The sequence below is a fragment of the Paenibacillus sp. MER TA 81-3 genome (assembly GCF_023713585.1).
Lineage (GTDB): Bacteria > Bacillota > Bacilli > Paenibacillales > Paenibacillaceae > Paenibacillus_B > Paenibacillus_B profundus.
This window is the reverse complement of sequence record NZ_JAMAWB010000020.1, coordinates 97588-112330: the sequence shown is the minus strand read 5'-3', so window position 1 is coordinate 112330 and position 14743 is coordinate 97588. Positions and strand designations below refer to the sequence as shown.

Here is a 14743-nt window from a genome sequence, read left to right as displayed (position 1 = left end):
TATGGTCGAACGGTTGATGAATATACGAAGGGGAGCGTCTTCAACTGCAAATATACATTTGAAAATTCCCTTTTTGCGCCTTTCGTCACGCTGGACTGCAAAAGCGCAGTTCATTTTCGCGTAATCGCACCAATACGGGTAGCCGGCTCGTTTTGAACTGAACATTTGCAGTTCGTATGCTCCATTCCACCCTTGTCCAAGTCGAAAAGCACAGTTTCGAATTAGTTGCACGTTCTTAAGGTCGACTAAATTGAACGAGTTGAGGGAGGAATGCCCCTTCTGAACGAGAGGGAGAGTAGAAGAAGTACTTCTAATTCTACAAAAGTGCACAAGGGACCGCGCTGCTGGCAAGGCTCCGCATAATAGCCGCGAAAAAAACGGTCGACTGCAAAGTCGATCCGAGATAGACCGCTCCCTTACTGGATAGGCGGTCTATTTCCATTTATTTTCGGAATTAAGCACAACTCTAACTCATTTTTCTTATTCACAAAGAAATATTCCAATAGAGGCATTATCACCCTAGTTCTCCTGACGCAGAATTTCAGGAAACCTGTATCTCTCAGCCTTTTGCTCGTTAAGGGATGTCACTTTTTCTTTCTCTTGATTGAACAAACAATCTCACAAATGCACAAAACGATTCCTAATAAAAAAAAGAAGGGAACAAAAAAATTGTCGAAGAAAGTTGGGTATGAAACAGTTAAGTCCCTCCCCCCCTCATATCCAATCCACATCATATAAGTTGAAAAAAACGCCGAAACCCTCTCCCAAGTGTAGAAAAAACCGCTAAAAGCAAATGAAATAATACCTAGTCTAAGAATCACCTAAATCACCTCCCAACTTCCGGCAAGCATACCGCAAGCAGTTCTTCGATGGGATCTAATACAACATGGGTTAATTCTAAAAAGGGGCTTCCAGTGATTTTAATACTAACGATTCGTTCACTAGAAATACCCTTTTTCTTTCTTCAATATGGTTATTATATTAAGTACTTCCTATACTGGCAATCCTATCATTATCTTAATCGCATTTTCATATAAAATCAATTAAAGGGATATTTTTCTTGTAAAATCAACCGTTGTTTGATATATTGACAGGGAAATACAATATTATTAATAGGAGGTATAATCATGAAGAAAAGAAGAATAATAACATCTCTATGCTTCGCCATCTTACTTACTGTTTCATCCGCTTCTTTGGCACTAGCTCAATCTACTATATCTCAATCTAACGTTTTAAATGCTTATGGGAAAAAATTTACAATATCCCATAAAGCAGACGGGAAACTCACTCAAAAAGAACTTCAAGCAATTGCGGAGCAAGCTACATCTGAGGAAATTAGAATTGAAAATGTTTACCATGCTCCTACTGAAAACAGAGAAACTTTCACCCCATCTGCTTGGTATGATGTTTCAGTCGACTGGAATGTTGTAAAAAATGTCACCCAAAGAGACACTCCTTTACAAGCTAGACAAATCACCTCCGTTGCAGCAGGTTCAACTAAAAAAGTCACTGATACTTTCAAACTCAGCTCAAACTTTAAAGTTTCCGGTTCTGCATCTGCAAAAGGCCTCTCTGCTGCCGTAGAAAGCTCTTTAACAAGTGATATTACTCGAACTATTGATACAGTTTATGAAGGTCCAAAAATAGGCTCTGGTTATGTTTCAATAATTTATTGGATTACACCGTTTGTTAATAGAGGTACATGGAAGGCAGAAGGAACAGGATGGCCTTCTGGTGACAGTTATGGACCATACGATGGAAGCTTTGAAGATGCCAATAAGTTTGTTGAATGGTCCCAACCAATAAAATAATTAAAAGAACAAAACGGCCTCCTTCACGATCGTAGCAGGGGGCCGTTCACGTTTTGCCTTTGAACCTAATTATCCCTTGCCAATGATGAAAGGGAGCGGAACAAAACAATGGTACTGCGTAGGAAATGGCCGATATGGAGCAGGATAGTCCTGAGCTTGATTAGCGTTAATGTCCTGCCGTGAGTAAGATACCATGCAGAACCATATGGGTTTGGAAGTGAACTGCTTTCCATTTTCAATCCCATCGTATATTTTTCAAGCAAGAAGGAATACATCCCCATCCATAAGTTTTCACTGGGAGTGTTTAAACAAAGCTCTTGACAGACCACCAAAAAAGACCACATTGGCGGCTTGCGCCTCTGTGGTCTCTTCATCTTCTTTTCATTGAAATAACTTAACTAAAACCCAGCATTTCTACATAGATTACTCTACAATTTTTTCAATAGTAGGCAAAATCGCAATTGGTGGAAGTGACTTAGTCATTGCTTTGAAATAGACATTCAATCTATCTCCTACTACATATGTTCCATCTTCTGGAATAGGGACAACTAATATTTTGCCTTGATCGACTAGCTCTCTCCAATCTCCTTGCACTGCTTCTTCTTTTGTGGGAGTATCTGCAACAGTCATATACTTGTCGCCAACGGACATGATATATCCAGTAAAGGGTGATTGTTCTTGTGTCTCGACAGAGGATATAGAAGTGCTCTTCGGTGAAGAATCAACTGAATGCGCATAAGCCGGTGTGAATCCTACTGTGAATCCTAAACCTAAAGTAAGAATGGTTGCTACAGCTACTACTTTCTTTTTTGTGATCATAGTCATGAACCTCCTTGTAATTTTTGGTTTCATTTCCTTATTTCTATTCTACAAGCAATAACTCCTTTAATTTTCCATATACTTCATAAACTTGTCACAAAATAATAAAAAGAGCACTTAGGAATAAGCTCCTATGTGCTCTTAAACAGATGGGTGTCAACGCCGAAAAGGATTATCCCTTCCCAATGGGAAAGGGACTGACTACTTATTCATCCCGTTGAGAAACATCTCGGTATAGATGGACGCAATCTCGGTATCGCTCACAGGGCCATCCGGTTTGAACCATGTATAACACCAGTTGCAAGCGCCGAGAACGCCGAACGTCATCATATCTGCCGGCAAATCATTGCGGAATTCTCCGCTCTCCATTCCCTGCTCGATAATCAATTGAAAGTTGAACCGGAACTGGTCCCGCTTCCCCTTAATTTCGCTCAGGTCATCGCCTGTAATATGGAGCAGTTCACGGAAAAAGATTCTTGCGCTTCCTCCCCGGACTCCAATTTGTTGAATCAACATGCAGATGACATCAGACAGCTTCTCTTTCCATGATTTGTCCGGCTGCTCGATAATGCGGCGCTGCTGCTCAAGGATATGGTCAATGTACTGCAGATGAATTTGCGTAAGCAGTTGTTCTTTGCTGGTAAAGTAATAGTAGAAGGTTCCTTTTGTCACGCCCAGCGTATCGACAATGTCCTGAATCGACGTTTCGCTGAATCCTTTCTTTTCAAAAAGCGCGATGCTGTGCTTGATGATTCTATCTTTCATGGACGGCTCCAAGCGGGATTCTCCTCCTCATGTCGAATGAACTGTTTCTATGTTATCTTGAAAAATGGAGACATGTAAAGGAAACAAATGGGACTAAGAAGCCAAACTTGCAAGCAACGTCCTCTTTACATGGAATTAGCGCCTTCTTTTTTCGCTTTATCCCACGCTTCCTCCTGCAATTTGCGCCATAAAATTTTACCGCTGCCGGTTATCGGAAGTGAAGCAACGAACTCAACAATGCGGGGATACTTGTAAGCTGCCATATGCTGCTGCGCCCAGCTTATAATATCGCCTGCTTCCACCGTACCGCGCTTGTCTTCATACAGGACGACGAAGGCTTTGATTTCCTCGCCCTTTCTCTCATCCGGCACACCGATGACACAAGCTTCTTGAATAGCCGGGTGCTTGTAAAGAATCGATTCCACCTCCGTTGGCCATACCTTGAAGCCAGAAGCGTTAATCATGCGCTTCACACGATCGACGATGAAGAAGTATCCTTCTTCGTCATATCGCCCGATATCCCCGGTACGGATAAACGGTTTACCGTCCACTTCTATGAAAGCTTTCTTTGTGTCCTCCGGATTATTCCAATACCCTTGAAATAATTGCGGTCCGTTGATAATAATTTCCCCTACTTCTTGAGGTCCTTTCTCTTCAAGCGTCACAGGGTCAATGATGCGGGAGTCCACGTCGAACGCCGGGATGCCGAGACATTGCAGCTTCGGCCGATCGATCGGATTGCAGTGCGTTTGCGCCATCGTTTCCGACAGACCGTATCCTTCTACAAACCGAATACCGGTTGCTTGGTGCAGCTTCTCGCCGACGGCTTCCGGCAGCCCCGCTCCACCTCCGTTAATGACCGTAAGCGAGCTGATGTCGTACTGATGCAAGCGTGGATTGGCCAAAAAATCAATGATCATCGTGCTGATCCCGGTCCAATGCGTACACCCGTAGCGTTCAATCAGCAGTGCTGCCGTATTTCGCTCCCACCGCGTCATAATTACCATGGTGGAACCGATATAGATAGGCACATGCATGCTGTGAATCATTCCGCTCACATGGAATAACGGAAGCGTCGCCAATCCCTTCGATTCAGGCGTCAGCGCGCCCCAGAATGCGGTTGATATCACATTGGCCTGCACCGACTTGTGGGTATGCATGCAGCCTTTCGGTTTGCCTGTCGTACCGGAAGTGTAAGGCAGAACCGCCAGATCACGCGCCTCCGTCTTCGGGAAAGGCCGCGGTTCGATTGCGGCCGCCATAGCTTCTGTCCATGGAATGACTTGCGAGGATGCCGCTTCGAGCCGCGGGGCCTTGCAGATGTCCGGCACTTCTGCGCCTGCGATCTTGCAGTAGTCAGAATAAGTAGCGAGAATAATGCGTTCCAGACAGCTGGACGCAAGCAGCGGTTCGATACGCGGATACAGCTCCTGACTGACCAGGCCGACTCTCACGCTGCCGTCTTCGATAAAAAAAGACAGCTCTTCCGTCAGATTCATCGGATTAATCGGCACGACGATGCCGCCAGACCGCAAAATCGCGTAATAGGAGATAATGAATTGAGGGCTATTCTGCATGTACAACAGCACACGATCGCCTTTCTGAACACCCAGATGGAGCAAATAAGCGGCCATGCGGTTTACTTCTTCCAGTAAAGTTCGATAGGAGAAAAAATTATCATAATAAATGATGGCTGTCTTATCTGGGTAGCGGCGGGCGGTAACTTCCAAATTGTCGCTCAGCGTCGTGTCCGGAACCGAAAGTGTAGCAGGCATTCGCGCAGGCCAATATGCAAAATAGGAACGTATCACCAAAAATTCGCCTCCTCATTCATACCAATCTCGAAATCTCTGGAACTGCCAACAGATAGAGCCGTTCTGCTAGCGGCCTTTAAATGACGGTTGCCGCTTTTCTGTAAACGCCTGCACCCCTTCCCGGTGGTCTTCGGTCGTAACCATCATCGCCTGTGCAGTCCGCTCCCGCTCAAGAATATGATCCAAGCTGGACGCTAATGACTGATCTGCGATTTTTTTGATCATGCCATATGCCTTGCTAGGCCCGTTCGCCAAGCGGGAGGCGTACTGCATGGCACCCGCTTCCAGTTCTTCAAGCGGATACAGCCGGTTGACGATGCCAATGCGGTGCGCATATTCCGCCTCAATCGGCTCTGCGCTGAATAACAGCTCTTTGGCCCGGTGTATTCCGATCAAATGCGGCAAGAAGAAGAGTCCTCCTCCATCGGAAATCAGCCCCACTTGAGCAAAGCTCATCGTAAATTTGCTGCCATTCGCCGCCAGAATCAAATCGCACGCCAGTGCCAAGTTAAAGCCCGCACCAGCCGCAAATCCATGCACAATCGCAATGACAGGCTTCTCTATTTCCTTGATGAATTGGATTAACTTATTGAGCTTCCCGATATGATCGTATACGTTCTCTGGGGTTGCATCGCCCATCGTCTTCACGTCGCCGCCCGCACTGAAGGAACGTCCCGCACCCGAAATGCAGATAACCCGAATGTCCGCGTCCGCTCTCGCCTCTTCTAACGCCTCGATTAATCCCAGAATCATCGGCGCACTGAACGCATTCAGCGCCTCCGGACGGTTTAATTTCAGTGACAGGACATGCCCATCCTTATGTGCCAGCAAATGTTCGTTACCCATATTCGTTCAAACCTCCCTCGTTTCATTTCTTTCGCAAGCAAACCTCGTATCTCTTAAAAGCGCCGTTTGGAATATGCATTCATCGCTTGCATCCTGCCCATCTATGTTGGACAACGCGTTTGCCTACCGCTCCCCGCGTTCCGCTTGCCGCAACGCGTGCGCAACCAACGCTTGCACGGTTTCATTGAAGCGGGCAAACCGTTCATCCTTCGTCTGTCCCTTTTTCCAACGGTAATAAATTTGCTGACAGATGACGGCAAGCTTGAAATAAGCAAACGTCACATAGTAATGAATGTCCGACACATCACGTCTGCTTCGTGCCGCATAAGCTTCCAGAAATTCATCCCGCGTCATAAATCCCGATCGAATCGTCAACGGAGCATGCCCCAAGCCGCGCAACAGCTCCGGCGGGTCATCCTCCTCGAACCAATAACTGAGCGCAGCACCGACATCGGCCATCGGATCTCCAATCGTCGCCATCTCCCAGTCGAACACGCCAGACATTTCACTTATATTGCTGCCGGAGAACATCACATTGTTCAGCTTATAATCATAGTGAATGACAGTCGGATCTTGTGAAGCCGGCAGTGAGTCGACAAGCCACTTTTTAAGCTGCTCCGCTTCCTGAATCTCCTCTGTCTTCGCCCGCTCATACCGTTCCACCCAGCCATGGACTTGCCGCCGCATAAAGCCGTCCGGTTGGCTGATCGCTGTCAGGTTCGTCTCTTGGTAAGGCACCTCATGCAGCTGCACGAGTGTTGTCACCATCGTCTCGGAAATTTTTCTCCCCAACTCGGGCGTGTATTCCACATGTGGCGGAAAGCTTCGATCCAAAATGACTCCGTGCCGCCTCTCCATAACGAAGAACGGACTGCCGATAACCGAGATGTCCTCGCAGTATAAATACGGACGGGGAGCGAGCGAAAAAAATGGATGCAGCCGGTCGAGGATTGTGTATTCGCGCTCCATGTCATGCGCTTTGGGCGCAACTGGACCGAAAGGAGGACGACGCACAACCGCCTGCCACTCTCCCATGCGAATTTGATAGGTTAAGTTGGAATGACCCGTCCCGAACTGTTCGACTTCCATCGAACCGCCAGACGGAATGTCCAGATGATCCCGCAAATACGTCTCAAGCGCAGAGAAATTCAGTTCTTCGCCCTTCCGAACGGGAATCGTGTCCTTCGGTAATGCATCTTGCTTGGACATCGTTTATGCAAGCCCCCTTATCGTATGATTACTTTCAAACCGTGGTCGAAGAAATGCCGCCGTTTTCCAATACGAAGCTACATTGCTGACATGCCTCCATCAACCGTCAGCACTGCGCCAGTCATGTAGTTGGAAGCGTCTGATGCCAGAAATACGGTGCTGCCCTTGAGATCGCTATCAGAGCCGAGTCGCCCCAGCGGAGTGAGGCCGAGAATTTGTTCGCTTCCATGATGAAGTATCTCCCGAGTCATCTTGGTCGGGAAAAAACCGGGCGCAATCGCATTAATGTTAATATTATGCTTGCCCCACTTGACCGCCAAATCTCTCGTAAACGCGATGACCGCTCCCTTGCTCGCGCTGTAGCCGACAGCGTCCAGCCACTTCGGATCGGTTCCGCTCAGACCAGCTATGGAAGCAATGTTGATAATCTTGCCGCCGTTCTGTTCGATCATGACCCGGCCAACCGCCTGCGACATTAAGAACGTTCCGGTCACGTTAATGTCCATTACTTTATTCCAGGCTTCCAGCGGCATATCGACCGCGGGCGCACCCCATGAGGCGCCGCTATTATTAACGAGAATGTCGATGCGCCCGAACGTTGCTGCCGTTTGTTCCACAACGCGCCGCACATCTTCAGGATTTCTTACGTCGCAAGCCATAGCCGCGCATGACACGCCCGTGTCCTGTTGAATCCGCGTTACGGTCTCCTCGCAAGTCTCCACATTCCGCGAGCACAGGACAAGATTGGCCCCTGCTTCGGCCAGCCCTTGGGCAATCTGTGCCCCGAGCCCGCGGCCGCCGCCAGTAACAATCGCGGTTCTGCCCGTCAAATCAAATAATTGTTTGGCGTTCATCCTCCGTACCCCCTTCATCTACCACGCCGATATACAGATCCATTTAGACCGTAACCGCTTTCATGTTTTCGTGTTTTCTCAGCTCAAGCTTGGCAATCGCAGCTTTGTGCACTTCATCCGGACCGTCCGCCAGACGCAGCGTTCTCGCATTGGCCCAATGCGCAGCAAGCGGGAAGTCTTCGCTGACACCGGCGGCGCCCAGCGCCTGAATGGCCCGATCCAGCACCTGCAATGCCATATTGGGCGCTACCACTTTAATCATGGCAATCTCCGCCTTAGCCGCCTTGTTCCCGACCGTATCCATCATATAAGCCGCTTTCAGCGTCAGCAGGCGCGCTTGTTCGATCTCGATGCGCGAAGCGGCAATCCAATCTTGAATTACGCCCTGCCGCGCAAGCTCCTTCCCGAATGCGGTACGCTGCAGAACGCGCTTGCACAGTTGCTCGAGTGCACGCTCCGCCGCACCGATCAGGCGCATGCAATGATGGATGCGCCCGGGTCCCAACCGTCCTTGCGCAATGGCAAATCCCTTGCCTGATTCCCATAGGATCGAATCGGCAGGCACATGCACTTCGTCATACTCAATCTCCGCATGACCGTGCGGCGCGTGATCATATCCGAACACTTGAAGCATGCGGTCAACCCGGACACCGGGTGTATCCATGGGCACCAAAATCATCGACTGCTGCTCGTAGAGCGGCGCGGCCGGGTCGGTCTTCCCCATCACGATCGCCACCTTGCAGCGCGGGTCGCCCGCACCCGAAGACCACCACTTGCGTCCGTTCACGACGTACTCATTCCCTTTACGCTCAATTGTCGCTTCGATATTCGTCGCATCCGATGACGCGACATCCGGTTCCGTCATCGAGAAGCACGAACGGATGTCCCCTTCAAGCAAAGGAATGAGCCATTTGTCCTTCTGCTCCTGAGTACCGTACCGAACGAGGACCTCCATGTTACCCGTATCTGGAGCTGCGCAGTTGAATACTTCGGGCGCAATGAGCGAACGGCCCATGATTTCGCACAACGGCGCGTATTCTAAATTGGTAAGACCCGCACCATATTCGCTGTCCGGCAAGAACAAATTCCAGAGTCCAGCTTGCTTGGCCTGCTGCTTCATCTGCTCCATAATTGGCGGAACCGTCCACCTGCTGCCGGCCTGATGCAACTGCTCTTCGTACGTCTTTTCATTCGGATATACCACTTCATTCATGAATTCCAGCAACGATGTCTGCAAGGACTGCACCTTCTTGGAGTAATCAAAATTCATACGAATTTCCTCCCTTCGTTCAACATACTGACCGGATAGTATGTTGACGTTATAATCACTATAGATTAGTTTTCCAAAATATTCAAGAGATTCCTTTCTCTAAATTGCGCTCCATTTCTCTGCACGTGACGCCCTTCTCGTCTGGACTGGTACCATGGGTGAACTGCTGGGAATAGGCGATGCGTGCGTATACGGAGGGGATTTATTTCGATAAACTGAACAGATTTAACGAGTCATGTAATTTTTTACTATTTTATGTATTCTCCATTTAATAACTGTATAAATGGTATATATTCCTGTAGCATTCGCAGTGTTGTTAACAAAATTATTCAAAAGTAGGAAGATACGAAACTATCTCCACCACACTGCAACACATGACGGTGTTCTCTTTGAAAGAAAACCCTAGCAAGTGTTCAGTATAGTGGAGGACCTTATTAATAAATCTCTAATCCGATTAATAAATATCACGGAAGGCATACTGCCATCCATATTAAATTTACATCATGGGGCATATTATGAAATTATCTAGAAAAGATCGAAAAATAAAAATAGCCTGCCTAGGCTTGATATTAATACTCTCTTTATCGATATATTTTATATATCAGAGTAAAGATACTTCATTAAACACGAAACAATTCAATGGGAAAATTGTATCTGAATCAGAAAAAAGAGTTTTAAAGGACCAACACCCGCTATTATCTAAATCAGAAAAGGTGGTTAGTAACTCAACAATGTATTCATATGCCCACAAATTCCAAATAGATAAAGAGTTAGAAAGGAAAATCAAATTACCTGGCGATGATTCTTATTCGTATTACAACAATTCTAATCAAAGCAATATAATTAAGGGCGAGTTTATTGTTGATACGAAATTGAATGGTGGAACTATAAAGTTAATATTCCTTCAAGGAAATAAAACTGCTTTAATTAAGTCACCTGAAGATAGTCAATGGTATTCTACAGTAACCATTCATTACAAAGAAAAATCTACAACCATAATACCATTAGAAATAATGTGGGATATTCAAAGCAATGAAGAACTAACAGTAATTCCTATTCATTCTGAAAAACATTATGACGGATCTTATTTAGCTGTCTCAAGATACGCAATCCTAAATTCCAACGAATTGGATAAAATAAATGCTGCTGCTGTCCATGATAATTTAGATATAAATCAGGAACTTCTTAATGATCCTAATATATCAGTTTTTCCTTTTCCAAAACTGTACGATAATAAAATGAACGAACTGACAATAAGAAACAAAAGTACTAACTTTATTGCAACGAATCCCCCTCAAAGAATGATACTTGATGCCATTTCATTTAACACAAAAATCGATATCATATTTATCGATCAAGATGGAAAAATAGAAAGGGTTATAGAAAATATAGACGTAATTAAAGGGTACAAAACGGAAATTGATTTTGAAGAATCTCTCTTGGAGGAAATAAATGCGCCTGAGAAAGAGTTTTACGTTTTAATTACGAATAACAGAAATCGAGAGATGATAGCTGATATGAATAGAATTAATGAACTGAATCAACCTTATCCAACTACATTTAGTTTAATTATTAAATTCTACAAATCAGTCAAATAGTATAAATATAGATTCCAAATATCACCTTTCATATATTTAAGGCCTTCACTTAAAAGTGAAGGCCTCAGCTTGTCGAGAAAGTTCTCGACAGCTATTTTCACCTAATATCTTGACTTTCCTCCTTAGAATATTCTTGCTGACTTCTTCGGTTAGGCTACTGTTTATCTTGGCAGATGCACCTGATGATACGGAAACACCACCCCTCATAGGTCCGTTCAATACTTTCGATAAACTGAACAGATTTAACGATGCAGAGTAGCATGTGGCAGATCTAAAAACGAGCGCCTCCCATTGAGAGAAGCGCTCGCCGTTTAAACGTATTCATTTCTTGCTGTTACCTTTCCTCTCGTGGGGAAGTTTCTCACGTATCCTACTACAGGAGGCCGGTAAGCTTGCCTGTCCTCATAGGTACGTTACAAACACCCAGAGGTACATGGACTTACCTGGGACTATTATAGGTTTCAATTCCTCATAGGTACGTTACAAACCTAACAACACGTTTCCCGAACTGGCCGCCGGAATCAAGTTTCAATTCCTCATAGGTACGTTACAAACTTTCAATGTACCGTCCTTGGAGAATGGTGTTTCGTAGTTTCAATTCCTCATAGGTACGTTACAAACTTCTGTCTTTCGTTCTCGGATCATCAGTACGACCAAGGTTTCAATTCCTCATAGGTACGTTACAAACTATCTCGAACAGCCACTTAAGCAGAACGCGGAGCGGTAGTTTCAATTCCTCATAGGTACGTTACAAACGCATACAGGCGCAGATGGATTCGTTGGTTGCGGGCAGTTTCAATTCCTCATAGGTATGTTACAAACCACCTAAATTCTTTTCAACCTCGATGGCTCTACTGATGTTTCAATTCCTCATAGGTACGTTACAAACTTGCGAATGCCATCGACATGCGAAGACATAATGACGGGTTTCAATTCCTCATAGGTACGTTACAAACTCCACAAACGCGACAATTTGCCCCGTGGCTACCGATTGATGTTTCAATTCCTCATAGGTACGTTACAAACTGCGATAGGAGGGGATTGGAATGAAGGTAGCTATCAAGTTTCAATTCCTCATAGGTACGTTACAAACGGGGTTGATGCAGTTTCTTTTTGGGATATGACATAGTTTCAATTCCTCATAGGTACGTTACAAACTCTAATTCAAGGGAGGTAGTATTAATGGCATACGCGCGTTTCAATTCCTCATAGGTACGTTACAAACACATAACCGTGCTATAAGGAAGAAGGACAAATATAGGTTTCAATTCCTCATAGGTACGTTACAAACCCGTAAAAAAGCTTTAATAACGGCGTTTTGAAAAAGTAACAATTAGAAACTTATGCCTATCCTAAACCTACTGTAACATATTTATCCTTGATACTACAGGCTATACAGCCAAAACGGTTGTCGTCGATCCCCCGGGGTTTTTGCACTATTGGGGGTCGACGACACATTTACAGAATAAAACTGATTTCGTTTTTTTTCAATGCCCATGATTTCACGATTAGTATATCGTTGAGTCCTCCACGTATAAATAATGATGGAGTCCTCCTCCTCATCCATAATTCTCTTTAATTCAGCCTTCAATTTTTTCAGGTTAGCCTCGGATATTTCTCCTTCAAAGACGGAATTTTGTACCCAATTTAAATACTTTCGGAATGTCTTTTCTAACTTTTCCCCACTTATCAAGCGTGAAGTAAATCTTCAGCGAATCGAGTTTATATTTTTTCCGGCTCATAGACAGGTTCAGTTGAAACTGAAACATATTTGTGTTGGCCTTCCGCTCTATAGTTCCTAGCTAGGCAGTAAATTGTAGCAAATTCACTTCCCCCTATAAATGACGAACAATTTCATATAGGCCGTGTCCGTTTGAATTTTTGCCTCCTAATCCAACATTATAAGTTAATTGAATTAGTTCTATGTCGCCTTCCAGCATAAAATCTCCCATCCACCCCCGTATCACCGTTGACTTGAAGTGCGTCGTTTTGGAACGCAACTGCTCTTTATGTAAAGGGGTTATGACTAACCTTTTCTTTTCAGATGCTTTGCCATATATCGCTTCATATTTTTTGAGAGCGTTCGCTTGAATAAGCGGACTAAACTCCTCTTCACGGGGGGAGTAGTAATATGTCTTCCTCTTATTATTGAGCATAAAAGTACTGTACATCGTTACGGGCGTAAGAAAACGGATGTGCATTTTTTCGCTGAGCGTTTCATGAATTTGTTCAATAGACTCTACTTGCACCCTATGTTTTCCTAATTGAAGGTTATCCTTGAGCATTAAAGTTGATACTAATTCTTGAACTAATTTTTTGTCATACGCTGAAAAGACCAACGAAACATGCGGCGTCAAAAACTCAAGAGTTTGAGAGGTTTTATCCATTCTGTATGGCCCATAAAGCTTGGTATAGGTGAACATACGAAATTGCCGTTTTCCTTTTTGGAAACCGGTGTTATGCAAAAAATCCCGGTAATCATTATCCTGGATACTATGATAGATAAGGCCATGAAGCCATTCTTGATGGTTAACAGGAACTGCTATATAAGATGAACTAATGATGCCAACTACATCCTGACGCAAAGACGATCAATGATATTCATAGGGTTTTTCATGATGTGTTCCATGAAGGTACAAACGTTCTGGCGAATCTCTGCCACGGTATGGTAGAAGACATTATTAATGACATCGGATTTCAGCCACTTCCAAAGCCCTTCGACGATATTGAGCTGTGGGCTGTAGGGCGGTAGAAAGACCAGTCGGAGTCTGCCATTCATTTCGGCCAGAAACTGTTCCAACAGTTTGGCGTGATGGATGCGCCCGTTGTCCAATATCAATACGATTTTCCCTGGAGGATAGGCATCGACGACTTTCTGAAGGAAGGCGAGGAAGGTTTCAGCCGTGTACTGCTCATCTTCCTGCCATACGATACGACCTGTCGCATAATCGAGCGTTGCGAGCAACTTCACGCCTCTATGCTTGCCCGTGGTCTTAATGATTCGTTGTTTTCCTTTTGCAAACCATGTGTATTGAAGGGCTTGATAATCTCGAATCATGCTTTCATCTTCAAACAAAATATGATCAATTTCGCCGTATTCATATTTTTTTAACCCTGGAAACGTGGTTTCGACAAACTCTTTTTGCTTCTCTTCGTCAGCCGCTGCCAGGGTATAGGTCGGCTTGGTGTAACTTAATCCCAGCCGATGCATCATCTTGGATACGCCTCGAATGGAGTAATCTCGTCCGAATTCACGGTGGATGTACAATCTGATGATCTCTAGTGTCCAGTTAAACTTAGCGGTGAACCCGACTTCGTGAGGCAATGAGTTGATAATCACTTGCTTCAATTGGGTCTGTTGTTCCTTCGTTAACCGCTCTGGCGCTCCGGTCGAGAATTTCATGTTCAAACCATCGAGTCCGTGCTTTCGATAAGTTCGAATATATTCCTTGACCGTATATTCCGATCTTCCGATCGAGGTTGCAATTTGGTTGTAGGGGTAACCAAGTAAGTAGAGTCGAACGGCTTGATACCGCTCAAACATCCGACGACCTTTTTCCTGCTTTAGGCATAGTTCCACTTCTTGTAATGCTTCCACGTTGGATTCCATAACACTTCACCCGCCGATTCGTTATTCTTTCTTATTCGACGTCGAGGGGATTAAAATCCTTTCCAGAAGAGATGGGAGTCTTTAGTTCAAATTATATAGTAGTCAAAATCTAAAAATACCGAAGATCCGTTAAATTTCATTTCCTCG

Annotated in this window: 11 protein-coding genes, 1 pseudogene and 1 CRISPR repeat array; of the genes and pseudogenes, 2 read left to right on the top strand and 10 right to left on the bottom strand. The window is 45.0% G+C overall.

The window, feature by feature from the left end; genetic code table 11:
* Positions 1–1127: 1127 nt before the first annotated feature.
* Positions 1128–1811: a hypothetical protein gene (locus tag M3650_RS24080; protein ID WP_251578496.1), complete on the top strand. Its 684-nt coding sequence runs from the start codon at positions 1128–1130 to the stop codon at positions 1809–1811.
* Between the two features lie 423 nt (positions 1812–2234).
* Here M3650_RS24080 and M3650_RS24075 read toward each other — a convergent pair whose 3' ends face one another.
* The 7 genes from M3650_RS24075 to M3650_RS24045 form a co-directional block, all read right to left on the bottom strand.
* Complete coding sequence (locus M3650_RS24075) at positions 2235–2630, bottom strand: DUF3221 domain-containing protein (protein ID WP_251578494.1); 396 nt, start codon at positions 2628–2630, stop codon at positions 2235–2237.
* Positions 2631–2831: 201 nt separating this feature from the next.
* Positions 2832–3395 carry a TetR/AcrR family transcriptional regulator gene (locus tag M3650_RS24070; protein ID WP_251578532.1) on the bottom strand — a complete coding sequence of 188 codons (564 nt, stop codon included), beginning with the start codon at positions 3393–3395 and terminating at the stop codon, positions 2832–2834.
* A 125-nt stretch (positions 3396–3520) separates the two neighbouring features.
* Positions 3521–5206, bottom strand: a complete 1686-nt coding sequence (locus tag M3650_RS24065) for a long-chain fatty acid--CoA ligase (RefSeq protein WP_251578530.1) — start codon at positions 5204–5206, stop codon at positions 3521–3523.
* Between the two features lie 69 nt (positions 5207–5275).
* A complete protein-coding gene (locus tag M3650_RS24060; protein WP_251578491.1) occupies positions 5276–6055 on the bottom strand; it encodes an enoyl-CoA hydratase/isomerase family protein in 780 nt (259 codons plus the stop codon).
* Between the two features lie 123 nt (positions 6056–6178).
* Positions 6179–7264 (bottom strand): phosphotransferase family protein, encoded by a 1086-nt coding sequence (locus tag M3650_RS24055; RefSeq protein WP_251578489.1) that lies wholly within the window; start codon positions 7262–7264, stop codon positions 6179–6181.
* A 77-nt stretch (positions 7265–7341) separates the two neighbouring features.
* Positions 7342–8118: an SDR family oxidoreductase gene (locus M3650_RS24050; protein ID WP_251578487.1), complete on the bottom strand. Its 777-nt coding sequence runs from the start codon at positions 8116–8118 to the stop codon at positions 7342–7344.
* Positions 8119–8161: 43 nt separating this feature from the next.
* Positions 8162–9388 (bottom strand): acyl-CoA dehydrogenase family protein, encoded by a 1227-nt coding sequence (locus tag M3650_RS24045; RefSeq protein WP_251578485.1) that lies wholly within the window; start codon positions 9386–9388, stop codon positions 8162–8164.
* Between the two features lie 515 nt (positions 9389–9903).
* Here M3650_RS24045 and M3650_RS24040 point away from each other — a divergent pair.
* Positions 9904–10986 carry a hypothetical protein gene (locus M3650_RS24040; RefSeq protein WP_251578483.1) on the top strand — a complete coding sequence of 361 codons (1083 nt, stop codon included), beginning with the start codon at positions 9904–9906 and terminating at the stop codon, positions 10984–10986.
* Positions 10987–11377: 391 nt separating this feature from the next.
* A CRISPR array of direct repeats spans positions 11378–12277; the repeat unit is 30 nt; unit sequence GTTTCAATTCCTCATAGGTACGTTACAAAC.
* A gap of 192 nt (positions 12278–12469) precedes the next feature.
* Here M3650_RS24040 and cas2 read toward each other — a convergent pair.
* The 3 genes and pseudogenes from cas2 to M3650_RS24025 all read right to left on the bottom strand — a co-directional run.
* Positions 12470–12679: pseudogene (cas2, locus tag M3650_RS24035) on the bottom strand (CRISPR-associated endonuclease Cas2); the annotation flags it as partial.
* 142 nt (positions 12680–12821) lie between these two features.
* Positions 12822–13571, bottom strand: coding sequence for a CRISPR-associated endoribonuclease Cas6 (gene cas6, locus M3650_RS24030; RefSeq protein ID WP_251578481.1), 750 nt, complete (start codon positions 13569–13571; stop codon positions 12822–12824).
* On the bottom strand, positions 13556–14596 hold the full coding sequence (locus tag M3650_RS24025; protein WP_251578479.1) for an IS630 family transposase: 1041 nt from the start codon (positions 14594–14596) through the stop codon (positions 13556–13558). The genes cas6 and M3650_RS24025 overlap by 16 nt, the downstream gene beginning before the upstream one ends.
* Between the last annotated feature and the right edge of the window lie 147 nt (positions 14597–14743).